Origin of the sequence: Brucella sp. H1_1004 (assembly GCF_047308065.1) — a bacterium.
GTDB classification, from domain to species: Bacteria; Pseudomonadota; Alphaproteobacteria; order Rhizobiales; family Rhizobiaceae; genus Brucella; species Brucella pseudogrignonensis_B.
Genome location: NZ_JAYKZA010000002.1, coordinates 1,496,966 through 1,521,118 on the forward strand (window position 1 = coordinate 1,496,966; position 24,153 = coordinate 1,521,118).

Sequence of the window (24,153 nt, forward strand, 5' to 3'; positions counted from 1 at the left end):
GCGGGGCTTTTATTTTAATGGCCGGTGGTATTGGCATAATGCATGGAATTTTTGCCAAAACAGCCTTGTAAAAGACCAACCAAACCGCCGAGTGCTGTTGCGGAGGAAACAAGGCCCTGACCGCCACGGAATGGAATGGAAAAGCTTGCGCCGATGAATTTAACCGCACGTCCTGCAATTTTCACAGGCAGCTTTTTCAGTGTTTTGCTCGGGTTCTCTCGATAGCGGGCACCAAACTCCGTGATGTTATGATCACGATTGCGGCGATAATGATAACTCAGCGTCAGGCGAGATGATGGCACTGTTTCATAGACGATAGCATCGCACGCCCAGCCTGTTTTGGCATGGAGTGATTTCGCTTTTGCCCACAGATTCCAGTCTTCCCCGCCTGTTAGTCCAAATTGGGAATCAAAGCGTAAACCAGTGGTTCGGAAGAAATCGAGCTTCCCCATCCAGCTACCGGTGGCAACTTTAATAGAGTCGCTACGCCCAGCCTCGCATTTTAATCGACACTTTCGCTCTGATTTATAGCCACTACGCTCAATCCCCGACCAAACAAGCTTTTGTAGAAGCGTCAGGTTTTCGTCAAAAGGCTTTGGTCTGACCGGAGAGCCAATAATATCAAGATCAAGACGATCCCGTTCAGCCAACAGATTAATCAACCAATCCTGCTCAACGAACTCATCGTCATCGACATAAACCAGAAAATCAAAGCCGTGCTCAATTGAATGGTTCAGCGCTCGATTACGTGCTGATGATATTCCCAATACCTCTTCGACAACATATTCAATATTATCGTTTGGCATATTTGTACGGAATTGATTGATAGTCGCTTCAAGTGTTGGCGAAGCGTTATTTTCGACAACTAAAAATGAAATATCAGCATTATTTGGCTTTTTAATCGCCGCAAGCGACGAGAACAACATGCAGAGCATGTTTGGCCTGTTGCGTGTAGCAACTGAAATGCAGATTCGCCGTTGTGACATGATAGATTTCGCCCCGAAATATATCTGAAATATTATGCAAGCTTATTATTTAATAATTATGAATGCAATAGTTGAAATATTTCAATGCCAATAAGTTGGTATCATTGTGAATGATAACATCTCATTTAAGTATGTAAAAGTCTGGGGTTTTTGTGCTGCGCACCAGATACAAATAGTGGTGCCCCCAGAGAGACTCGAACTCCCGACCCCCTGATTACAAATCAGGTGCTCTACCAACTGAGCTATAAGGGCAGCACAGGCGTGGAATTAGCATATTTTTCAGCTGTGTAAAGCGAAAATTCACATAAAACGGCAATGGTAAGCAAGTTTTGCATATGATAGCCATTTTGGCTGTGGAAACAGCACCGGCTGGTACATTGGAATGGAATAATATGGACGATAAATCCTTGGCGATTCACTTCCTTTCTTCTGGAACAGAGGAATCACTCGCAGCTCAAAAAGAGTTGGTGAAGCGTTATGGTCATGTGGCAGCCGAAGACGCAGACGTTGTCGTCTCGCTTGGCGGTGATGGCACGATGCTGCAAGCGCTTCGTGATTTCATGAACAGCGGCGTCCCGGTTTATGGAATGAACCGTGGTTCGGTTGGCTTCCTTATGAATGAATTTAACCTTGATTATTTGCCTGCGAGAATTCGTGCTGCACAAAAAGAGGTAATACGTCCGCTAGAGATGATTGCTGAAACAGAACATATGGCCCCCTTCAAGGCGCTTGCGATCAATGAAGTGTCCCTTTTCAGGCAATCTTATCAAGCGGCCAAGGTTCGTATCACTATTGATGGTAAGGTGCGACTTGAAGAGCTGGTCTGCGATGGCTTAATGGTGGCAACACCCGCAGGGTCAACCGCCTATAATCTCTCAGCTCAAGGTCCGATTTTGCCACTAGAAGCGCCACTATTGGCGCTGACCCCAGTAAGCCCGTTTCGTCCAAGGCGCTGGGGTGGGGCTCTTTTGCCCAAACATGTGACTGTGCGCATGGATTTGCTTGAGATTGAGAAGCGGCCTGTAAACGCTGTTGCAGATAATAATGAAGTGAAATCTGTCCGGGCAGTGACAGTGCGTGAGGCTGTCGATAGTCAGGTAGCGATCTTGTTTGATCAAAATCATTCTTGGGATGAACGAATTTTGACAGAACAATTCAGACATTAGTTGGCTTTGCTTTTAGTAAATACTCACGTAAGATAGATGTAAAAGATAATAAAATACAAATAAATAGGCATTTTTATATCTCGCAACCGTATTTTAGTTGACTTTTGCTCCTTGTAGACGTAGGCGATGCTGCAAGAAAACGCTTTTTGCGTTGCAGACGCCTTTTCTGCCTTCGTTCCTGCGCCTGATGACGTGGCGGCAATGACAGGATGGGTGGAACTTATTTCCAAACAGAGAGCTGCGCCTCCATTGACAACATTTGCCGAACTCGGTCTTTCCCCGAAAGTGCTCGCCGCCGTTGAAGCTGCGGGATATACAGCACCTACGCCTATTCAGGCGGGAGCTATTCCTCCTGCACTCGAGCGCAAGGATGTGCTCGGTATCGCTCAGACCGGCACGGGTAAGACTGCATCCTTCGTTTTGCCGATGCTGCATCTTCTGGAAAAAGGTCGTGCACGTGCGCGTATGCCGCGCACACTTATTCTCGAACCAACGCGCGAACTCGCGGCGCAGGTCGAAGAAAATTTCGAAAAGTATGGCGTTAATCAGCGTCTCAACGTTGCGCTACTTATCGGTGGCGTCTCGTTTGAAGAGCAGGAGCGTAAGCTGGAGCGCGGTGCGGATGTGCTGATTGCGACACCTGGTCGTCTTCTCGATCATTTTGAACGTGGAAAGTTGCTTCTAACAGGTGTGGAAATTCTGGTTATCGATGAAGCTGACCGAATGCTGGACATGGGCTTCATTCCTGATATTGAGCGTATTTGCAAGCTAATCCCTTTCACACGCCAGACCCTGTTTTTCTCGGCAACTATGCCGCCGGAAATCACCAAACTCACAGAGCAGTTCCTGCATTCGCCAACGCGTATTGAAGTGGCGAAAGCGTCTTCGACTGCAAAAACTGTGACGCAGCGCCTAGTCAAGTCGGGCCGTAAGGACTGGGACAAGCGCGCAGCTTTGCGTGATTTGATCCGTTCGGAAGGTGATGCAATTAAAAATGCGATTATTTTCTGTAATCGCAAAAAAGATGTTTCGGAGCTTTTCCGCTCGCTGACACGCCACGAATTCAATGCGGGCGCTTTGCATGGCGACATGGACCAGCGCGCACGCATGATGATGCTGTCGAATTTCAAGGAAGGCAAACTGCAGTTGCTGGTTGCCTCCGATGTTGCAGCGCGCGGTCTCGATATTCCTGACGTCAGCCACGTGTTCAATTACGATATTCCGATCCACTCTGAAGATTATGTGCATCGTATCGGTCGTACTGGTCGTGCGGGCCGCTCCGGTAAAGCATTCACGCTGGTGACAACCGGCGACACAAAATATCTGACCGCGATTGAATCCATGATCGGCGAAAAGATTGAATGGCATGACGGTGATCTTTCAACCTTGCCAGCAGCTGACGAATCTGAAGATACGTCGCGTAAGGGCAGAAATGCCCGAGGCAAAGGCAAAGATGCCAAGGGTAAATCGAAAGATAAACAGAAGGTCGAGGCACCTGTGATCGTTCAGGCCGATGAACCGCAGCCCATTATTCACGAAATCAGAGAGCGCCGTGATGCGATTCGCACATCAAATGATGAGCGTCGCAACAAGCCGCAGCACGATCATCATAAGCGTCGTCGTGATCGCGATGATGATGATGGTCCGGCACCAGTCGGTTTCGGTAGCGAAATCCCAGCGTTTATGCTGATCCCAACAGGGGTTTTGGCATAGAACGAAAAAAGCCGGTCTGATTATTCAGACCGGCTTTCTAGTTTTTTGCCCCAGAGCGCAGACTTGCAGCAAATGCAAGTTTTGCCCAGTCTGTCATGATCTCAGGATCATCAAAAGCATCGTCCGGCACACTCCAATAGGGCATAGCAACCGGCTTTCCGCTCTTCTTGCTGTCATAGGCCCATTGGCGCGAACCAGCATCAATGAAAGCGGTCGCACTTTGCGCGTCAGCTTTCAAAAGTAACTCATCTCTAACGACGAGCGCTATGATCAGTCCCTGATGATAGACACCCTTGCCGCCAAACATGCGGCGAATGCTGATCGCACCTAAGCCCGTAAATAATTCTCGTAGGGTCTCGTCATCCATTGCTTAAAGCCACTTGGTTAAGCGGCGCCTTGCATCTGGCGGAGGCTCTCAGGTGAGACAGGTGTCAGTTCGACCGATTCACCGCAACCGCAAGCGGATGTCTGATTAGGATTGTTGAATACGAAACCTGTGCGCAGTGTTGTGACTTCAAAGTCCATCTGCGTACCAAGCAGAAACAGAACTGCTTCTGGCGCAATATAAACCTTAGCACCGTCTTTTTCGACGCAATCATCGCCAGCTTTAGGCTCGGTTACGAGGTCAATGGTGTATTCCATCCCAGCGCAGCCGCCTTTTTTAACGCCAACACGAATGCCGAGCGCACCTTCTCTGGATGCCATGATTTCACTCACACGCGCGGAGGCTGCATCGGTAAGCGTCAAGACTGAGAAACGGCCCATTTTCATCTCTTCCGGTGTTCTGCTGGTCAGAGACTGAAGAATCATTCAGTCTGTTCAAAGCAATCGCTTTTTCTGCGGGATTGCCACGTTTTTACTATAGTTAGTGTTGTAACATCATTACTGCAAGACACCAAATCGAGAGCACATCCAAAGGTGCGGTGCAGATTTCTAGGTTTTGCAAAAAAGAATTGCTGGAAGAGGAGATGCGAATGTCGATTGAGCGCATGAAGCCTTTGATGCTTGCCGGTGTTGCTGGTCTATTGAGTACAATGGTTTTGATTTCTGCCGCCGGTGCGCAAGACGTTCCGAAGAAGGCAGCGACAACACAAGAAGAGACAAAGCCTGTAGAGGAAACAAAACCTGCAGAGCAGACACAGGATGCTGCGGACGGTGTGATTGTTCCCGATTATCGCGATGATCGGTCCACACCGCAGGCGTTGATTGAATCCTATTACAACGCCATTAACCGCAAGGAATATGCCCGCGCTTATGGCTATTACTCGGAAGAGGGGCGCGAGCCCGATTTCAAGACTTTTGCCAAGGGTTATGACGGGACCAAGAGTGTGAAGGTGGCGGTACGCAAGACTGAACCTGATCCGGGGGCAGGGCAGATTTACTGGAGTTTGCCGATTGCTATTGAGTCAGAAGATAATGATGGCAAAACGCAGGTCTATACCGGCTGTTATACGCTGAGACTCACTAACCCGGCTATGCAGGAAGTGCCGCCCTACAAGCCAATCGAGATTATGACGGGTTCTCTGACAAAGTCGCCTTTGGATATCGAGAAAAGCATACCTGAAAGCTGCGATGCTCCTTAATACATAACATGCTTGACCTTACCACGATGGGAAGCTGTAAGGTCTTGGCAGAGTGTAGATAAGGAGTTGTTTGATTGGTTACTTTTTCAGTTCCGAAGATGAAATGCGGCGGTTGTGCTCAGAGTGTTACGAATGCACTCCACAAGATTGATGCCACGGCCGCTGTAGAGGTCGATCTCGATAAAAAAGAGGTCAAGTTTAATAGCTCTGCTTCTCAGGCCGATGCACTCAATGCTTTGGCGGCGGCGGGCTATCCTGCATCTATTGCGAAGTAATGCGAACAGTCCGCGCGGTCTTGTGATGGCGGTTGCCTTGCAAGATATTTTTTGAGAACTTAGTTGCCGGATGCAAATGCGTCCGGCATTTTTTGTGTTTACATAAGATGATGCGCGTATGCAGTGGCGACCAAGTGTTGCAGTTGGGCTCGCAATTCCTATGTCTGATTGACTGTAAGGTGGATTTTTGCCACATCAGCGGCAAAACTGGTTTATGGTGCCGAAAATGGCAGTGAACCGTGATTGTCACCGCTTTGTCGTGTAGTCATGGTTCGTGTTATCTAGGATGCCGAAAGCATAATAATCGCGCAGGCGCGATATAGAAGGATGTAGGGCATGGCTATGTCAGCCGATTATCAAGATCTTCGCACAAAGATGGTCGACAATCAGATCCGTACGACGGATGTAACAGACTTGAGCGTTATTGATGCTTTTCTGGCAGTCCCGCGCGAAGCTTTTGTTCCGGCAAGCCGTCAGGTTCTTGCTTATATTGATGAAGATCAGCTGCTTGAGGGCGAAGGCACTGCTCCGCGCTACATCATGGAGCCATCGCCTTTTGCAAAGCTTGTGCAGCTTGCAAAGGTGAAAAAGAGCGATGTCGTTCTCGATATTGGTTGCGGTACTGGTTATTCATCTGCAATCTTTTCGGAACTCGCAGGATCAGTCATTGGCCTTGAGAGTGATTCCGCATTGGCGGCTATTGCGACTGCTCGTTTGCAGGAGCTTGGCCATGACAATGTTGTGATCGTATCAGGCAATCTGAATACAGGCTATCCGTCTGAAGCACCTTACGATGTGATTTTCATTGAAGGCGCAGTTGATTTTGTTCCCGAAGTACTTTTCAATCAGCTCAAAGAAGGTGGCCGTCTGGTTGTCGTCGAAGGACGTGGAAATGCCGGAGTTGCGCGACTTTACGTAAAAGAAAATGGCACGGCTTCAGGTCGCAGCGTTTTCAATACGGCAGTTCGTCCGCTTCCTGGTTTTGAGAGTCTTGAGCAGTTTGAATTCTGATTTAGAGCGTGGGGCAATTCTGCAACCCTACTAAAATTGTTTGTGATAGTGGCTGCGGAAAGATGGAAATAACAAAATTTACAGGTTATTAAGTGCTTCCGAACTGATCGGTTCGATTAAAGATTCGTTTGTTCTTATATGAGGTATACGGTGTTCAAAGCGTGCAAAGGACTTATGGCGGCGGCAATACTCCTGTCTGGCACCGTTTTATCGGGTCAGGCTGCTTTGTCGGAAACGCTTAACGGCGCGCTCATCAAAGCCTATAAGAACAATTCAACGTTAAACTCCTCGCGTGCTGGTGTGCGCGTACAGGATGAAAACGTCGCAATTGCGAAGTCTGGGTATCGTCCACAGGTGACTGGTTCTTACAATGTTGGACGCAGTAAGTCGCCAACATCGGGCTACCGCACATCCGGGACTTACGGTATCGAACTCAATCAGATGCTGTTTGATGGTTTTCAGACCAAGAATAACGTCGCAGCCGCTGAAACAACCGTTTTCGCGCAGCGTGAGAATCTTCGCAACACGGAGCAAAATACGCTTTTTCAGGCTGTCCAGGCCTATATGAATGTCTATCAGTTCAGGCAGATCGCTGTTCTTCGTGAAAAGAACCTGGCTGCAATGAATGAGCAGGTTCGTGCTTCACGTGCACGCCTTGATGTTGGTGAAGGCACACGTACTGACGTTGCGCAGTCAGAAGCACAACGCTCGACCGCAATTGCAGCACTTAATTCCGCGCGCGCTGATGTGAAGTCGGCGGAAGCTGCCTTTGTTCAGGTTGTCGGAGTGCAGCCAGATAGGCTTGCGGTTGCGCCTGCCGCAAAGAACCTGCCCAAAAGCCCAGATGAGGCTTATGCGAATGCGTTGAATATTCATCCAGGCATTCTGGCGACACAATATGCAGTCAACGCGCAGGGGTATAACGTCAAGGCCAAGGAAGGCGCTTTGTTGCCAACTGTTGGCTTGACCGCGAGCGCGAGTCACCTCGATACGTATTCGGGTACGAATGTCGGTGACGGCAACTCGGCATCGGTCGGTGTCGGCGTAAGCATTCCGATTTATACGGGTGGCCGTTCCTCGGCTCAGGTGCGTCAGGCTAAAGAACAGCTTGGTCAGGCACGTATCGAAGTGGATGTCATTCAGGATCAGGTGCGTCAGGCAATCGGTTCGGCATGGTCGCAGCTCGAATCCGCTCGTGCTTCGGTCAAAGCGAACCGCGATGGCATCTCCGCATCGCAGTTGGCGCTGGATGGTGTCATTGAGGAACGTAAGGTCGGTCAGCGTACAACGCTTGATGTGTTGAATGCGCAGAACAGCTTGGTCGATATTCAGATTGCGCTTGTTCAGGCTGAAGCCAATTCAATCGTTGCGAGCTATGCGCTTCTTGCTGCAAGCGGTCGCATGACAGCGCGGGATTTGCAGTTGCAGGTTGCTCAATATAAGCCAGAAGAACACTACAATGCCGTCAAGGACAAGTGGTTTGGTCTTCGTACGCCAGATGGTCGTTAATTGATCACTTTGGAGTTTTTTGAACGGCGCCAATGGCGCCGTTTTTGCTCGATTCGTGCTTTGCTCATTAATTCTTAACAAAATGATAAAGCTGTGGGTTTGGAATACACTTGCCTGTGCAGGGATTCTCAAAGTGCCGCATGTCCGATACCCTTGATCCAATGATTCTCTGCCTGAGTATGTAATTGGCAATAAGGGAAAGACGGACAGCTATGGCACAAACATCGAGCGCAGCACGCGAACCGTCAATGGAAGAGATACTCGCCTCCATTCGCCGGATTATTGAAGACAGCGATGTGTCGCGTCATCCGATGCCAGCGGCGTCTGCTTTTCCAGCGCGTGGTGATGTAGCTAAGTTCCGGACACCTACACATATTCAGGATGCAGCTCCGACAGCAGAAGAAAAGCCCGCTTTGAAGTCTGTTGTCTTCAAGGAAGAACCAGTGTTGCGCGGAGCCGCCTCTGAGCCCGCACTTGATGTGCCGGTTGCGGATGCGGAAACTGAAGAAGACGATGAAGATTTTTTCGTTCTGAATGCTCAGAACGATGATAATTTCAGCGAAGTTTCGGAGCCTGTCGCTAAATTAGACGATGCTCCATCGCTTGAAACGCAGATTGCCAGCGAGTTGAATATAGCGCAGACTGAGCAAGTTACTGTTTTACCAGCAGAAGCACCGGTTATTGCGAAGGAAGAGCCTGTTAACTTGAAACCAAGTAGCACAGATCATATTTTGTCCGAGGATACAGAGCGTAAGGTATCAGCGGCGTTTCAGGACTTGAACCACGCCGTTCACTTGGAGCCGCGACGATCATTCGATGATATTGCTTCTGAGATTCTCCGCCCCATGCTGCAAAACTGGCTTGATACCAATTTGCCGCCGCTCGTCGAACGGCTTGTTCGTGAAGAAATCGAACGCGTGGTGCGTGGCGAACGCTGATAGACAAATACCAGATTGGACCATTTGACCCGTCTGTCTCACAGGCGGGTTTTCACTTTTAAGGTGATTTGTTGGCGGTTAGTTGCTATTCAGCCGTCAATCAATTCATTCCGTATTCAGACCGGATAGTTCTATGCTTGAAAAGACTTATGACGCCGCGGCTGTTGAGCCGAAAATCGCTGAACGCTGGGAAGAGGCTGGCGCATTTAAAGCGGGTGCAGGTGCAAAGCCTGGCGCTGATCCATTTGCCGTTGTCATTCCTCCGCCGAACGTGACCGGATCGCTGCATATGGGCCACGCGCTCAACAATACGATTCAGGACATTATGGTTCGTTTCGAGCGTATGCGCGGCAAGAATGTTCTTTGGCAACCGGGCATGGACCATGCGGGTATTGCGACGCAGATGGTAGTTGAGCGTCAGCTTGCGGAGCGTCAGGAACCAAACCGCCATGCTATGGGCCGTGAAAAATTCATTGAGCGTATCTGGCAGTGGAAGTCGGAATCGGGTGGCCTGATCTCCAATCAGCTCCGTCGCCTTGGTGCATCATGTGACTGGTCGCGTGAGCGTTTCACCATGGATGAAGGTCTGTCGCGTGCGGTTCTTGAAGTTTTTGTCTCGCTCTACAAGCAGGGTCTGATTTATCGCGACAAGCGTCTGGTCAACTGGGATCCGAAGCTGCTGACCGCGATTTCTGACATCGAAGTCGAATCCCGTGAGATCAAGGGGCATCTTTGGCATCTGCGTTATCCGCTGGAAAACGTGCCTTTCGACCCTGAGAACCCGCACACCTTTATCGTTGTCGCTACAACGCGTCCTGAAACGATGCTGGGTGACACCGGCGTGGCGGTCAATCCGAAAGATGAGCGTTATCATGCATCCATCGGCAATAATATCGTACTGCCGCTCGTTGGCCGCCGTATTCCGATTGTTGCCGATGATTATGCTGATCCAGAAGCGGGTTCGGGTGCGGTTAAAATCACACCTGCGCACGACTTCAACGATTTTGAAGTCGGTAAGCGCAACGATCTGCGTGTGATCAATATCCTTACGCCAGAAGCAGCGATCACGTTGAAAGACAACGTTGATTTCCTTGAAGGTCTGGAACTCACACACGAGCTCACTGCGCTAATCAAAGAGTTTGAAGGACTGGATCGTTTTGCAGCGCGCAAGCGTCTTATCGAAACGCTTGAAGAGCAGGGCTATCTGGAAAAGATCGAAGATCACACACATGCGGTTCCGCATGGTGATCGCGGCGGCGTGCCGATTGAGCCATATTTGACGGATCAGTGGTATGTGAATGCTGCCGAACTCGCAAAGCCAGCCATGGCTGCGGTTCGTGATGGTCGCACGCAGATCGTGCCAAAAAACTGGGAAAAGACCTATTTCGACTGGATGGAAAACATTCAGCCATGGTGCGTTTCGCGTCAGCTCTGGTGGGGCCACCAGATTCCGGCATGGTATGGACCTGACGGCAAGTGGTTTGTTGAGAAGAGCGAAGAAGAAGCAAAAGCTGCCGCTCTTGCGCATTACGGCGAAGAGGTTGCTCTGGAACGCGATACCGACGTTCTGGATACGTGGTTCTCGTCGGGTCTCTGGCCGTTTTCAACGCTCGGCTGGCCAGACAAGACACCAGAACTCGCAGCCTATTACCCAACCAGCGTTCTCGTTACTGGCTTTGATATCCTGTTCTTCTGGGTTGCCCGTATGATGATGATGGGCATGCATTTCATGAAAGAGATTCCGTTCCATACGGTTTATCTCCATGCGCTCGTGCGCGATAAGCACGGCGCGAAAATGTCGAAGTCTAAGGGCAACGTTATCGATCCGCTTGAACTGATGGACGAATATGGCGCAGATGCTCTGCGCTTTACGCTTGCCATCATGGCTGCTCAGGGGCGCGACGTGAAGCTCGATCCTGCACGTATCGCTGGTTATCGTAACTTTGGCACCAAACTCTGGAATGCGACACGTTTTGCCCAGATGAATGGTGTTAAGCTTGATCCGAACTTCAAGCCGGATGATGCGAGGCTTGCAGTCAATCGCTGGATTCTCACGGAACTGACCAAGGCAACCCGCGCAGTGACTGAAGGTATTGCGAACTACCGCTTTAACGAAGCGGCGGGTGCAGCCTATCGCTTTGTCTGGAACCAGTTCTGCGATTGGTATCTGGAACTGCTCAAGCCAATCTTTATGGGCGAAGACGAGGCGGCAAAGGCTGAGGCACAGGCAACGGCGGCTTATTGTCTGGATGAGATCTACAAGATGCTTCATCCATTCATGCCGTTCATGACGGAAGAGCTTTGGACGCTGACTGCAGGTGAGGGCACAAAGCGCGAAAGCGTTTTGGCGCTGGCAGATTGGCCGCAGCTCTCGTTCGAAGACGAAGAATCTGCGACTGACATTAATTGGTTGGTTGATCTCGTTATGGGCATTCGTTCCGTTCGTGCGGAAATGAACGTGCCTGCTGGTGCGGTGGCTCCAATTGTGGTTCTCGAAGCCAATGCTGCAACGCTTGACCGCTTCGCGCGACACGATGCGGCAATTAAGCGTCTGGCGCGTGTGGAGATGGTTTCCTTTGCTGAAGAGGCACCAAAGGGCTCAGCTCAGCTCGTTCATGGCGAAGCAACAATCTGCTTGCCTCTCGGCAGCCTGATTGACATCAAAGCGGAAGCTGCTCGTATGGCCAAGGAAGCAGGCAAAATCGCTGCTGAAATGGAAAAGATCGAGAAGAAGCTTTCCAATGAAAAGTTCGTAGCGAACGCAAAGGAAGAGGTCGTTCAGGCTGATCGTGAGCGTCTGGCCGAACTGAAAGAAGCAGCCGCCCGTGTCGCGACCGCTGAAGCACGCATTCGTGAAGCCGGGTAATTAAAAACCGTTTCAGGTTTTGTGCGAATCATAAGCATCCGCTGGTTTCATCAGCGGGTGCTTTATTTATTGGAGTTGTATTTGCATCGGGTTTTTTAGACTCCAGCGCTCATCGAACTCGCATTTCGATTGTTTTTTGATGTTGTTGCGCTTTGGCAACAAGGCGAAAAATGGGCGTAAAAAGGGCGAAAAACGGCATAAATGTCGTGGAGTCATCTTGAAAGTTTAGAGATTTTAGAAATTGTACCTATCATTTTGGGATTTTCGTCATATCCCTGTTTCGCTACCCATTCGCACATAAATTAAAGCACCTTGCGGGTTTAAACATTCCTGATTTACGTTTGCGTCAAAGTAAAAATATCGGGATCGCTACATTGTGTTTGGGAGGACATCTTATGAAGGTTAAGAACCTGACAGTTGCTGGTATAGCCACTGTTCTGCTGGGAAGCATCATTAGCGCGAATGCGGGTGGATTAGAGCGCAGTTCTCAGGATTTCGACATTCTGTTTGAACAAGGAACTGTCCTAGACACCACTGGTACGTTTGTATCGCCACAGAGAAAGCTGAAAAATATTCGTGGTTCACAGGTTGGTGCTTTGACGCCTAACGGAAACCCATTCAGTGGTGGGGCATATAAAACGGAAGTGGACGAGGCGAAAAGCTATTGGGTTCCCAAGTTTTCTGCCAAAGTTGACCTTACGGACGATCTTGCCTGTGCCGCCCAGTATCGTCAGCCATGGGGTATTCATACTGACGTTGGAACCGGGACTGTTCGTAGCTTCGTCGCGATTGAGCAGAAGATTTCGTCACACGACTATGGTTTGAACTGTTCCTATCGCTTCGCTGCCGGTGAAAAAGGATATTTCCGTATTCTTGGCGGCGTCAGCTATCAGGAGCTAAAGGGTGAACAGACGAAGCTCATTCCTCCATTTGGTCAGCCGTTTGGTGGAGATTGGCGCATTGCGTCTTTGGATGTTGAAGATAAGTCAGTAGGCTGGCGCATCGGTGCTGCTTACGAGCTTCCTGAATATGCGATTCGTGCAAGCGTTGTTTATCAGTCTGAAGTGAAGTATTCACTTGATGGAACTATTGGCAACCTGGCTATCAACCCATTCACGAATGCAAGCATACCAATTGCCGTTGAAGGCGATGTTTCTACGCCACAGTCGGTTGAGTTCAAATTTCAGACCGGTATCGCTCCAGATTGGTTGGCATTTGGTTCGGTGAAGTGGACCGATTGGTCAACTATCACTGATGTAAACTTCCTTGCGAAGGCCAATCAGGTTGTCCCTCAGGGGCAGAAAATTACAGGTCTCAATCTTTATTATCAGGATGGCTGGACTGTTAGCGGTGGCGTTGGACATAAGTTCAACGACCAGTGGTCTGCTGCGGCGACGGTGACATGGGATCGTGGAACCACGACTGGTCTTACGTCACAGACAGATATTTGGCTGTTTGGTTGGGTACAAATTACAAAGCGACAGATAATTTTGAAGTTCGACTCGCAGGTGCAGCGGGTTGGCTGACGTCTGGAGAGATCGACGATACCGTGGTGAATGGAGTACCTAGCGGTAGCGGATCAAAGGGCGATTTCGGCAATGACTTTGTTGGCGCTTTGTCCTTGACAGCTAAAGTCAAATTCTGATCTCTGCATCGTAAAAGAAAAGCCCGGCATTGCCGGGCTTTTTTGTTTTAATAGCCAATCACTTTTCAAGTCTTGCAAGCAGGGATGACGTATCCCATCGGCCGCCACCAAGCTTCTGGACTTCCTTGTAAAACTGGTCGACAAGAGCCGTTACTGGCAGCGATGCACCGTTTCGATCAGCTTCATCAAGGCAGATGCCAAGATCTTTGCGCATCCAGTCGACGGCAAAACCGAACTCATATTTGCCTTCGTTCATAGTGCCGTGGCGATTTTCCATCTGCCATGAGCCTGCAGCGCCCTTGGAAATAACGCCGATGAGTTTTTCGATATCAAGCCCAGCTTTCTTGCCAAAATGAATGCCTTCAGAAAGTCCCTGTACCAGACCGGCGATGCAGATTTGGTTGACCATTTTTGCAAGCTGGCCTGAACCGACAGGGCCCATCAGGCCTACCGTACGGGCGTAAGCTTCAATGATCGGCTTTGCGCGTTCAAAAATATCTTTGGATGCACCAACCATGACCGTGAGCACACCATTTTCGGCACCGGCTTGTCCGCCCGAAACCGGGGCATCGATGAAATGAAAGCCTCGCTTTTGAGCTTCCGCATCAAGTTCACGCGCAACTTCGGCTGAAGCCGTTGTGTTATCAATAAATACGGTATCTTTCTTCATTGTTGAGAAAGCACCATCCGGCCCCGTTGTCACCTGACGCAGATCGTCATCATTGCCTACGCAGCAGAAGATAAAGTCAGCATCACGCGCAGCTTCAGCGGGAGTGGTCGCATGTTTACCACTGAACTGTTCAGCCCATTTGATAGCTTTCGTACCCGTGCGATTGAAGACGGTGACATCATGGCCACCTTTTACTTTCAGATGGCCAGCCATTGGATAGCCCATCACGCCGAGGCCGAGAAAGGACACTTTAATTGCCGTCATTGTCGGATACCTCCAGAGAGAATTTTTGAATGCCTAGAAACAGGTAACGTTGCGTCATCACTAGTATGGCGAACCCGAAATTCGTTTCACCTTGAAGCAGCTCTCGGAGCGAATTTCGGGTTCTAAACCATACGAGTAAATTTTTGAATCTAGTGTGGTTTACGGATTTGAGGTTCCTAAACGTGATTGCAACAGAAATGATAGGAACTTCAAATCCACCACACTAGGTGAGGGGTGTCATGACGGCTTTACGATAGGCTTCGCGTTGCGTCAGGCGCTGATACCATTCCTCAAAATACGGCAAAGAAGGGCGCATCATCGGAAATTCGAACCATGCATAGGCATAGCAGCCCAGCGGTATATCACCGATGCCAAAGGCCTTGCCTGAGAGCCACGGTTGAGTGGAAAGCGTTTCTTCCGCAATTTGGAACGAGCGTGTAAGCCCATCAATGCCGCGCTGCAAAATCGCCGGATCACGCTTGTCTTCAGGCAAGCGGATCAGATGTATGATGATGTCACGAAAATCATTGTAAAGGGTCGTTGAAGCCCAATCCATCCACTTTTCGGCCTGTGCGCGCTGCGCTGGACTTTCGATCCACAACCCACCATTAGGGTTGCTTGCCGCCAGATAACGAACGATGACGTTTGATTCCCAGAGAGTGATCTCGCCATCTTCCAAAAGCGGAATAAGACCATTGGGATTGCGGGCTAGAAAATTAGTATTCTGCAACCCGCCAAACTGCCCGCCGACGTCGATCTGTTCATATTCCAGACCAAGTTCCTCGGCTGCCCAAAGCGCCTTTTTTACGTTGGTTGAATTAATTCGACCCCAGATTTTTAACATTTTTGGCCTGTCATCTTACTATAGAATTGCGTTCATCACGCTTTAAAGCATGTCGTTATCGGAAAAACCGGTTCCCACTTTTCCGCGACATGCTTTAGATCAGGCGTACATTTAAAGCAGATCGTCCCCGGTGGCTGCAAGGCTACCGGGGGCGATTAGTCTTCTTTTATTCTTTAATTTATCGGACCAAATGTCTGGTTAATCGTCTTTCGAGGAAATCCCAGATGTGTCGCAAACATTCGACGATAAGCAAGTAGATAACTGCTGCCCAGATATAGGTCTGGAAGTCGAAAGTCCGTGAATAAGCGCGGCGTGTTTCGCCCATCAGGTCAAGGACCGTGATGATTGCAACAATTGCCGATCCTTTGATCATCAAAATGATTTCATTGCCGTAAGGGCGAAGTGCAACAATCAAAGCTTGCGGCAGAATAACTTTCCAGAACGTGACACGCTTTGAAATGCCAAGCGCCGCTGCACCTTCCCATTGTCCAAGCGCCACACTTTGAATAGCGCCACGCAGGATTTCTGCCTGATAAGCAGCGGTGTTGAGCGAGAAAGCAAGTATAGCACAGTTCCAGGCATCACGGAAAAATATCCATAGGCCGATGCTTTCGAGGAAAGGCCTGAAAGTACCAAAGCCGTAATAGATCAGGAATGTTTGAGCCAGAAGTGGTGTGCCGCGGAAGAAATAGACATAACCAAATGCCAGACTGCGCAGGAAGCGGTTCTTTGACATTCGCGCGGCGGTGATGGGCAGTGACAGGATCGCGCCGATGACAATAGAAATTGCAACCAGTTGCAGTGTGACCAGAAGGCCAGACCAGTAACGCGGTCCGTAGGTCTCGAACAGATCGACACGCCACGTATTGTAGAGATAGATGGCAAGACCGGCAAAGAGAAGCGCCCACACCGCAACAATAATATGTCCGGCTATTCTCAGACGCGTCCACTTGCGTTCAACTGGTGGCGGAGCAAGAACCTCTGAAATGGTTTCACTCATAATCAGGCTCCTCGCGACGCGTTGTTACCAGCATCCGCCCAGCGAGCGATACGGTTGATAAAGTAGGAGGAGATGATCGCAAGAGCGAGATAGAGCAGACATGCGACACCAAAGAACAGGAATGGTTCTTTTGTAACGCGCGCCGCAATCGAGGTCTGACGCAGAATGTCCGAGAGCGTAATGACCGAGACCAGCGATGTGTCTTTCAGCAGTACAAGCCAGAGATTGGCGAGGCCCGGGAGTGCAATCTTGATGAGCTGAGGCAATATAACCTTGCGCATGGTCTGCAAATGCGAAAGACCAACCGCATAGCCGCCTTCATATTGTCCACGCGGAATGGCACGGAAGGCCGAAAGAAAGACTTCACTCGAATAGGACGAGAAAACAAAACCCAGCGCGATCATACCGGCGACAAAGGCATTAATCTCGATTTTCGCACTGATCTCGAAAAATGCGAGAGCCTGCTGGAGCAATAGCGATGCACCGAAATAGACCAGAAACAGTGTGAGAAGTTCGGGCAATCCACGAAAAATAGTCGTGTAAATATTGCTCGCAAGTCGCATGGAGGGTTCTGAGGATTGCTTTCCGATTGCGACCAGAAAACCCAAAATAAGTCCCAAAGGTAATGTAGCCAGAGCAAGTGAAATGGTGACAAGAAGTCCCCAGGCGATGCTTCGGCCCCATCCTTCTGGACCAAAGCTCAATAAGGTGGCGTAATGTTCCATGCGCCTAATCTCTTCCCTTGGATCTGTTTGCTACGCCTGTTTTAAAGTCGCGGCCTCGCGCCTTTTACAGATCTTGAAATTTATGAACAGTTCAAATAGTCGCGCCGGTTTACTTGGGAGTAAACCGGCGCATAAAAGTTAAATTATCTTAGTTTTCTGCACCATAGGCATCGAAATCAAAGTATTTGTCGTTGATTTCTTTGTACTTGCCGTTGTTACGGATTGCCTTGATTGCCTCGTTGAACTTTTCGATAAGCTCAGGACGGCCCTTCTTGAAAGCAACGCCTGCACCCGGACCGTGAATTTCAATCACAGGGGGGAAGGTGCCAACCATCTTACAGCAAGCGCCATCTGGCGACTTGAGCCATTCAGCCAAGGTCACGCTATCGTCGTTAACGGCATCAAGACGACCGTTTGCCAGATCAAGGCGATATTCTTCCGCAGTCGGATAGGCTTTAATCGTGCTGTCGGTGAAGGTCTTTTCAGAATAGTTGGAATGCGTGGTCGAAACCTGTACGCCAACTGTCTTGCCTGCGAGATCTTCCTTGGTCACGCCCTTGATGTCGGTGTCCTTAGGAGCTGCAACACCGGGAGGTGTGTTGTAATATTTGTTTGAGAAGTCGACCTGCTTCTTGCGCTCGTCAGTGATCGACATGGATGCGATGAAGGCATCGAACTTGCCGGACTGAAGGGCTGGGATTGCGCCGTCCCATTCCTGCGTAACGAATTCACATTCGGCTTTCATTTCGTCGCAAAGCGCCTTGGCGATATCAACGTCGAAGCCTGACAGTGTGCCATCCGGTTTGATGAAGTTGAATGGAGGGTAAGCGCCTTCCGTACCAATTTTAAGCTTTAGGGGTTCCTGAGCATTGGCGATACCGGCGGTCATGCTGCCGAGTGTGATTGCAAGTGCTGCTACGGATGTTGCTGCAGCGATACGCTGAATAACGCGCATTCCTAGTCCTCTCGTTTCGTTGTGGCTGGTTCCCTGATTCTTTTTCTGGTTCAGCCGCTTAAAAGGATGCTCTCGACGTGTTTTATAATTAGCAAGTCTGACAGCGTTCCTTCATTCACTACACATAGATGCTGGACACAACAACGCGCAATATTTTTTCTTGAACATGCCCAATCATCTACCCAGAAGCTGATAATCCCACCAATTCCGGGTGGATTGCAAGATGGTCCGCGTAATTTAATTGTGCACGCAATATGGCTATTTAAAAGGGATTTTTGCGTATTATGGCAATGTTTCCAATTTTAGCACTACCAGATGTGAAAAAATAAGAGAAATCCTCACAGCTTCATGACTTGCTGAACGAAGTCTGCAATATCCGCAATCGCGTCCAAATGAAACACGGGTAACTTCGCGCCGTGATTGATGTAATCGCTGGCGATGGCAACGATGGTTGGGTCGTCGTCCGAAAGTGCTGGCCCGGTGTGTCCATCCGTGCGTCGCAGCTCAATCTTGTAATGAGATTCGCGTTTATAGCCCTCTACGAGAATCAAATCGCAAGGTGATAGTTTTGCGACAATTTCTTCCAGTGAAGGTTCGTCTGCGCCCAAATTTTCATGCATGATCGCATAACGCGCAGATGAAACGATTGCCACTTCACCGGCACCAGCGTTTCTGTGGCGCCACGAATCTGTGCCGACGTGATCGATGTCAAAGTTGTGGTGGGCGTGTTTCACGGTCGAGACATTGAAGCCACGCTTGGTAAATTCCTGCACGAGCTTTTCAGTGAGCGTCGTTTTGCCTGAGTTTTTCCAGCCTGTGATGCCGAATATTTTCTTGGTACCAATGTTTGCTTCGGTCATTGCTGCGCCTCATAGAGCTTTCTCGCGTTGTTCAGGTCTTCGGCTGTGTTGATGTTGAAAAATGGATCATAGGTTTCGTTGGTCTTTGGCAATGCTTGGAGCGGAAAATCAACCGTCTCAAATCCGATGGTTCGTGCAAAAGCCAGTACACTCGCCTTTTCAGTATGTTCCAGCCACGCGTTTAGTGGCTGTAGGAGATCTGGCTTCCAAAGAGCGAAAATTGGATGAACCTGGCCCTTCGAACTTGCCATAACAATGCGCACACCGGTTTTTTGTTGGCGTTCATAGAGGCGGACCATCAGGTCGGACGGAATGAAAGGGCAGTCGCCAGTAACACTGAGCAAGAATGAAAATTTGTGCGCATACTCGAATGCAGTCTTAAGACCAATAAGCGGCCCGCCATAATGAGATTGAGCATCGACAATTATGGGTAAGCTCAAGTCAGGGAGGTCACTCTTGTTGGTGTTTGTATTAATAAACAGGTGATCGACCTGTGGTGAAAGTCGAGCGGCCACGTGGTCCAGAATTGATTTAGAACCAAGTAATTGCAGGAATTTATCGCCAGCAATACCATCTGCACGCATGCGGCTGGATTGCCCTCCAGCGATAATAGCGCCTGCGACGTGCATTGCTTTTGTCATTAAATAATTTCCAGTTTGCGCAATTTCTGTTCGCGTTTTTTGCGAATATTCTCGCGATAGACCATGTAAATTCCACTTCCTACGACAAGAACCGACCCGGCAATTGTATAGGAATCGGGTGCCTGATTGAAAACGACGGTGCTCAGCATTATCGCCCATAGCAAGCTTGAATAGCGGAATGGCGACACAAATGATATTTCGCCTTCCCGCATTGCCATGATGATAAAGTGATAGCCAATCAACAAAAGTCCTGCCGCTAAAGCCATGAAAAGAATTGGTTCTAGCCCTACGGGTTGCCAACCGCCCATGGGAACAGTCAGTGCGCCGCCCGTCAACGCGATTGCTCCGGCGGTTAGCGTTGAGAGATAGAGCGTTGGGACATGTGCTGGTACGCGACGCGTGGCGATATCACGCATCGCGGCAAAGCAAACACTGGACAGCAAAACGCCAACAGCAGCAAAACTCGTTGAGCTGTCGGCACCCGGCCGAATGATAATTATAACGCCAATCAGGCCTACTGAGATACACATCCAGCGTCGCCAGCCAACCTTCTCATTCAGAAATAGCACTGCGCCGAGGGTAACGACCAGCGGTGTTGCCTGAAAAACTGCTGAACAAAATGCCTGTGAAAGATGTCCGAGTGAATAAATATACGTAATCGTGGCTACAACTTCACCAATAACCCGAAGCAGCGTCATTCGGTCCATGGATAGACTACTTAATGCTCCGTTGCGCCACGCAAGCAAGCCAATAGCGATGGTCGCAAAAATTCCGCGAACGAACATGTATTGTCCGCTGTTCATCTGCTCAAGAAGGAACTTGGTTATCGTGTCGCCAATGGTGAAAGTACCCATTGCAAGGAGCATGAAAACGCTGGCACGGAAGTTCGCTGACTGCGGCACGATATGAAATCCGGTTTATGGTTTCATATCGCTAGCTTATCGTTTGGATTCGGTCCAATCGATACTTGTTGTGAACTTATTTAAATTATTTATCCGCCTGTGAGACTCATATGACGGGCAACTGCTGGACGGTTGTGTTCACGATCAATAATGAAATCATGGCCTTTGGGCTTGCGGGAGATAGCCTCATCAATCGCATCATTGAGCACGGTATCGCTTTCGCTCGCACGCACCGCCGCACGCAGATCAGCCTCATCATTTTGACCAAGGCACATATAAAGCATGCCGGTACATGTAAGACGCACGCGATTGCAGCTCTCGCAAAAATTATGCGTCAGCGGAGTAATGAAGCCAAGACGGCCACCCGTTTCCTTGATCGTGACATAGCGGGCAGGGCCACCAGTGCGATAAGACACATCAGTTAGCGTAAACTGTTGACTAAGGTCGGCGCGAAGCTTCGAGAGTGGAAGGTATTGATCTGTCCGATCCACTTCGATTTCGCCCATCGGCATTGTCTCAATGAGCGTCATATCCATGTCGCACGCATGCGCCCAGCGAATAAGCTCCGGGATTTCAAATTCATTGAATTCTTTAAGTGCGACCGCATTAATTTTTACACGGATACCAGCTTTTTGCGCGGCATCAATTCCTTCGATAACACGATGAACATCGCCCCAGCGGGTGATTGTGCGAAACTTATCCGGATCAAGCGTATCGATGGAAACATTAATACGCTTCACACCGCAATCAGCCAATTCATCTGCGTAGCGGACAAGCTGTGAACCGTTGGTGGTGAGTGTCAACTCATCCAGTGCGCCAGTTTCCAAATGCCTCGAAAGACCGCGAATGAGATGCATGATGTTTTTTCGGACCAGCGGTTCACCGCCAGTCAGCCGCAACTTGCGCACGCCCTTAGCAATAAATGCGCTGCAAATCCTGTCGAGTTCTTCGAGACTGAGCAGGTCTTTTTTCGGCAGAAAAGTCATATGCTCTGCCATGCAATAGGTGCAGCGGAAATCGCAACGATCGGTAACAGATACACGCAAATAGGTAACAGCACGTCCGAACGGATCGATCATCGGTCCATTCGGAGAAACATCAGGCCGTTGAAGGAGCTGTTGCGTAAGATTTGCCATATGTTCCCATGTGTCGCGAAGTTTGCTCGCTATTTATGAATAGAGATAGTTTTCCTCTTTCACTTTGTCCAGTACGTGCTCAATCAAACCACCTTCAACAAAATGCGAATAATAAGAATAGACGCTAATGAACGGCATGTTTATTGAAGAAATATACGCTTTCGAAGCGACGGAGAATGACTATGAGTGATGTCTGGCCCACTGAACTGCGTGTATCAAAGGATCGCAAGCTTTTGACGGTGGCTTTTGACGGTGGCGAACGCTTTGAACTGACGGCGGAATTGTTGCGTGTTTTATCACCATCTGCGGAAGTGCAGGGCCATTCGCCGGAACAACGAGTGACCGTTGGCGGCAAACGCAATGTCGAAATCATGCGTATGGACCCAGTCGGTAATTATGCCGTTCGCATCACCTTTGACGACATGCACGACACGGGCCTGTTCTCGTGGAACTATCTCCATAAGCTTGGCATAGAAAAAGAAACGCTCTGGCAGACCTATCTGGATGAGCTTGTCGAAAAAGGTCTGAAACGCGATCCAAGATAAAGATAAGGGCGATCTTGGTCAGATCGCCCTTTGTTTTTAGCCTAGATTGAGTTCTTTGAAGAAGTCATTGCCCTTGTCGTCAATGACGATGAAGGCAGGGAAATCAACCACTTCAATCCGCCAGATGGCTTCCATGCCGAGTTCTGGATATTCAACGACTTCAACTTTCTTGATGCAATCCTGAGCAAGGCGGGCTGCTGGACCACCAATTGATCCGAGATAAAAGCCGCCATGTTTGCCGCAGGCTTCGCGCACTTGTCGCGAGCGATTGCCTTTTGCGAGCATTACCATCGATCCACCAAACGACTGGAATTGATCGACATAAGAATCCATACGTCCTGCCGTGGTTGGGCCGAAGGAACCTGATGCATACCCTGTCGGTGTTTTGGCCGGGCCAGCATAATAGATGGGATGGTTCTTGAAATAATCTGGCATAGATTCGCCATTTTCCAGACGTTCGCGGATTTTCGCATGCGCCAGATCGCGTGCAACGATAATCGAACCTGTTAGAGAAAGCTGGGTTTTAACCGGATGTTTCGACAGTTCCTTCAGAATACCTTCCATCGGCTGATTGAGATCGATTTTGACCACGTGCGATGACAGTTTTTCCTCGTCAATCTCCGGCATATATTGCGCTGGATTGGTTTCGAGCTGTTCAAGGAAGATACCGTCTTTGGTGATCTTGCCCTTTGCCTGACGATCGGCGGAGCAGGAAACACCAAGACCAATTGGCAGCGACGCACCGTGACGGGGCAGGCGGATAACGCGCACGTCATGGCAGAAATATTTGCCACCAAACTGTGCGCCCACGCCCAGCGATTGTGTCAGTTTGTGAATTTCCGCTTCCATTTCAAGATCACGGAATGCATGGCCGGTTTCCGACCCTTTGGTGGGAAGTTCATCAAGATAACGGGTGGAAGCAAGCTTAACGGTTTTCAAATTCATTTCGGCAGATGTACCGCCGATAACGATTGCCAGATGATAAGGCGGGCAGGCGGCGGTACCGAGGCTCAGAATTTTGTCTTTCAGAAACTCGATCAGCCGATCATGCGTTAGCAGTGATGGCGTTCCCTGAAACAGGAACGTTTTGTTAGCAGAGCCACCACCCTTTGCAACGAATAGAAATTTGTAAGCGTCTTCGCCTTCCTCATAGATGTCGATCTGAGCAGGCAAATTGTTCTTGGTGTTTTTTTCCTCGAACATCGACAGAGGCGCAAGCTGTGAATAGCGCAGGTTTTTCTTGTTATAAGCATCAAGAACACCAGCGCCGAGCGCATCGGCATCGCCGCCTTCGGTCCAGACACGGCGGCCCTTTTTGCCCATAATGATCGCAGTGCCGGTATCCTGACACATAGGCAGCACGCCACCAGCAGCAATATTGGCGTTTTTTAGAAGATCATAAGCGACAAAGCGGTCGTTATCAGTGGCTTCAGGATCTTTCATGATATTTGCAAGCTGTTGCAAATGGCTGGGCCGCAGCAGATGATTAATGTCTGCAAAGGCAGCTTCCGACAGAATGCGTAGTCCTTCCGCATCGACGCTCAGAATTTCCTGCCCCTTAAATGTATCAACTGAAACATAGTCAGATGTCAGTTTGCGATAAGGGGTCTTGTCTTCGCCCAGCGGGAAAAGATCGGCGGCGCTTGCTTCTGCCATTATGGTACCTCGCTTGCTTGCCCGTAGTTAAACTGTCGGGTTTTTAACGCGATGCGGGATGAAATCCACTGCGGCACTTTGCGCAATCTTGCACAAAACAAAGGGCGAGGCTTTATCTAACAGTTAGCTTTTCAATAAAAATTGATGGAGCCTGGCAAAAAAAAATAGGAAGATGCGTTAACGTTAAAAGATTGTATACGAGATTCATCAATTCTGCGGGCAAAGATTGACGCGGCTTCGCTCAAAAGCGGTCGCACTGAATT

At 49.4% G+C, this 24,153-nt stretch carries 22 protein-coding genes, 1 tRNA gene and 1 pseudogene; 10 read left to right on the top strand and 14 right to left on the bottom strand.

Going from position 1 to position 24,153, the window contains the following annotated elements; all coding sequences use genetic code 11:
- Positions 1–14 precede the first annotated feature (14 nt).
- Both U2P60_RS14585 and U2P60_RS14590 read right to left on the bottom strand, forming a co-directional pair.
- Complete coding sequence (locus U2P60_RS14585; RefSeq protein WP_413573155.1) at positions 15–986, bottom strand: glycosyltransferase family 2 protein; 972 nt, start codon at positions 984–986, stop codon at positions 15–17.
- A gap of 176 nt (positions 987–1,162) precedes the next feature.
- Positions 1,163–1,238 (bottom strand) — tRNA-Thr (locus tag U2P60_RS14590).
- Positions 1,239–1,378: 140 nt separating this feature from the next.
- Here U2P60_RS14590 and U2P60_RS14595 point away from each other — a divergent pair.
- On the top strand, positions 1,379–2,152 hold the full coding sequence (locus U2P60_RS14595) for an NAD kinase (RefSeq protein ID WP_413573810.1): 774 nt from the start codon (positions 1,379–1,381) through the stop codon (positions 2,150–2,152).
- Between the two features lie 249 nt (positions 2,153–2,401).
- Positions 2,402–3,865 carry a DEAD/DEAH box helicase gene (locus U2P60_RS14600; protein ID WP_313828498.1) on the top strand — a complete coding sequence of 488 codons (1,464 nt, stop codon included), beginning with the start codon at positions 2,402–2,404 and terminating at the stop codon, positions 3,863–3,865.
- A gap of 37 nt (positions 3,866–3,902) precedes the next feature.
- On the opposite strand, the gene U2P60_RS14605 is transcribed toward U2P60_RS14600, so the two are convergent.
- Together U2P60_RS14605 and sufA are read right to left on the bottom strand one after the other, a co-directional pair.
- The gene (locus tag U2P60_RS14605; protein ID WP_413573156.1) at positions 3,903–4,232 is read right to left on the bottom strand and encodes a TfoX/Sxy family protein; all 330 of its coding nucleotides are present in this window, start codon (positions 4,230–4,232) and stop codon (positions 3,903–3,905) included.
- Between the two features lie 17 nt (positions 4,233–4,249).
- Positions 4,250–4,630 carry a Fe-S cluster assembly scaffold SufA gene (sufA, locus tag U2P60_RS14610; RefSeq protein ID WP_413573811.1) on the bottom strand — a complete coding sequence of 127 codons (381 nt, stop codon included), beginning with the start codon at positions 4,628–4,630 and terminating at the stop codon, positions 4,250–4,252.
- 209 nt (positions 4,631–4,839) lie between these two features.
- On the opposite strand from sufA, the gene U2P60_RS14615 reads away from it, so the two are divergent.
- The 7 genes and pseudogenes from U2P60_RS14615 to U2P60_RS14645 all read left to right on the top strand — a co-directional run bounded on the left by U2P60_RS14615 (position 4,840) and on the right by U2P60_RS14645 (position 13,692).
- The gene (locus tag U2P60_RS14615; RefSeq protein ID WP_413573157.1) at positions 4,840–5,448 is read left to right on the top strand and encodes a hypothetical protein; all 609 of its coding nucleotides are present in this window, start codon (positions 4,840–4,842) and stop codon (positions 5,446–5,448) included.
- A 74-nt stretch (positions 5,449–5,522) separates the two neighbouring features.
- Positions 5,523–5,723 (top strand): heavy-metal-associated domain-containing protein, encoded by a 201-nt coding sequence (locus U2P60_RS14620; RefSeq protein ID WP_413573158.1) that lies wholly within the window; start codon positions 5,523–5,525, stop codon positions 5,721–5,723.
- A gap of 342 nt (positions 5,724–6,065) precedes the next feature.
- Positions 6,066–6,734 (top strand): protein-L-isoaspartate O-methyltransferase family protein, encoded by a 669-nt coding sequence (locus U2P60_RS14625; RefSeq protein WP_413573813.1) that lies wholly within the window; start codon positions 6,066–6,068, stop codon positions 6,732–6,734.
- A gap of 138 nt (positions 6,735–6,872) precedes the next feature.
- Positions 6,873–8,243 carry a TolC family outer membrane protein gene (locus U2P60_RS14630; protein WP_313826439.1) on the top strand — a complete coding sequence of 457 codons (1,371 nt, stop codon included), beginning with the start codon at positions 6,873–6,875 and terminating at the stop codon, positions 8,241–8,243.
- 212 nt (positions 8,244–8,455) lie between these two features.
- Positions 8,456–9,181 carry a PopZ family protein gene (locus U2P60_RS14635; RefSeq protein ID WP_413573159.1) on the top strand — a complete coding sequence of 242 codons (726 nt, stop codon included), beginning with the start codon at positions 8,456–8,458 and terminating at the stop codon, positions 9,179–9,181.
- Between the two features lie 133 nt (positions 9,182–9,314).
- Entirely contained in the window at positions 9,315–12,047 is a 2,733-nt protein-coding gene (locus U2P60_RS14640; protein WP_413573160.1) for a valine--tRNA ligase, read from the top strand.
- Positions 12,048–12,442: 395 nt separating this feature from the next.
- Positions 12,443–13,692: pseudogene (locus tag U2P60_RS14645) on the top strand (OmpP1/FadL family transporter).
- A 58-nt stretch (positions 13,693–13,750) separates the two neighbouring features.
- Here the strand turns inward: U2P60_RS14645 and U2P60_RS14650 are convergent.
- From U2P60_RS14650 to moaA, 9 genes are all read right to left on the bottom strand, one after another.
- On the bottom strand, positions 13,751–14,626 hold the full coding sequence (locus U2P60_RS14650; RefSeq protein WP_413573161.1) for an NAD(P)-dependent oxidoreductase: 876 nt from the start codon (positions 14,624–14,626) through the stop codon (positions 13,751–13,753).
- Between the two features lie 223 nt (positions 14,627–14,849).
- Positions 14,850–15,470 (bottom strand): glutathione S-transferase family protein, encoded by a 621-nt coding sequence (locus U2P60_RS14655; protein WP_413573162.1) that lies wholly within the window; start codon positions 15,468–15,470, stop codon positions 14,850–14,852.
- Between the two features lie 178 nt (positions 15,471–15,648).
- Positions 15,649–16,470 (bottom strand): ABC transporter permease, encoded by an 822-nt coding sequence (locus tag U2P60_RS14660; protein WP_413573163.1) that lies wholly within the window; start codon positions 16,468–16,470, stop codon positions 15,649–15,651.
- Between the two features lie 2 nt (positions 16,471–16,472).
- A complete protein-coding gene (locus U2P60_RS14665; protein WP_413573164.1) occupies positions 16,473–17,195 on the bottom strand; it encodes an ABC transporter permease in 723 nt (240 codons plus the stop codon).
- 148 nt (positions 17,196–17,343) lie between these two features.
- The gene (locus U2P60_RS14670) at positions 17,344–18,150 is read right to left on the bottom strand and encodes an ABC transporter substrate-binding protein (protein WP_413573165.1); all 807 of its coding nucleotides are present in this window, start codon (positions 18,148–18,150) and stop codon (positions 17,344–17,346) included.
- A 338-nt stretch (positions 18,151–18,488) separates the two neighbouring features.
- Positions 18,489–19,010, bottom strand: coding sequence for a molybdopterin-guanine dinucleotide biosynthesis protein B (gene mobB, locus U2P60_RS14675; RefSeq protein ID WP_413573166.1), 522 nt, complete (start codon positions 19,008–19,010; stop codon positions 18,489–18,491).
- Positions 19,007–19,651 carry a molybdenum cofactor guanylyltransferase gene (gene mobA / locus U2P60_RS14680; protein WP_413573167.1) on the bottom strand — a complete coding sequence of 215 codons (645 nt, stop codon included), beginning with the start codon at positions 19,649–19,651 and terminating at the stop codon, positions 19,007–19,009. Before mobA ends, mobB begins: the two co-directional genes overlap by 4 nt.
- Positions 19,651–20,517 carry a DMT family transporter gene (locus U2P60_RS14685; protein ID WP_413573815.1) on the bottom strand — a complete coding sequence of 289 codons (867 nt, stop codon included), beginning with the start codon at positions 20,515–20,517 and terminating at the stop codon, positions 19,651–19,653. The genes mobA and U2P60_RS14685 overlap by 1 nt, the downstream gene beginning before the upstream one ends.
- Before the next feature lie 125 nt (positions 20,518–20,642).
- Positions 20,643–21,689, bottom strand: coding sequence for a GTP 3',8-cyclase MoaA (gene moaA / locus U2P60_RS14690; protein WP_413573168.1), 1,047 nt, complete (start codon positions 21,687–21,689; stop codon positions 20,643–20,645).
- A 182-nt stretch (positions 21,690–21,871) separates the two neighbouring features.
- Between moaA and U2P60_RS14695 the strand changes: the two genes are divergently transcribed.
- Positions 21,872–22,234, top strand: a complete 363-nt coding sequence (locus tag U2P60_RS14695) for a gamma-butyrobetaine hydroxylase-like domain-containing protein (protein WP_413573169.1) — start codon at positions 21,872–21,874, stop codon at positions 22,232–22,234.
- A gap of 36 nt (positions 22,235–22,270) precedes the next feature.
- On the opposite strand, the gene U2P60_RS14700 is transcribed toward U2P60_RS14695, so the two are convergent.
- Positions 22,271–23,890: a fumarate hydratase gene (locus U2P60_RS14700; RefSeq protein ID WP_413573170.1), complete on the bottom strand. Its 1,620-nt coding sequence runs from the start codon at positions 23,888–23,890 to the stop codon at positions 22,271–22,273.
- Between the last annotated feature and the right edge of the window lie 263 nt (positions 23,891–24,153).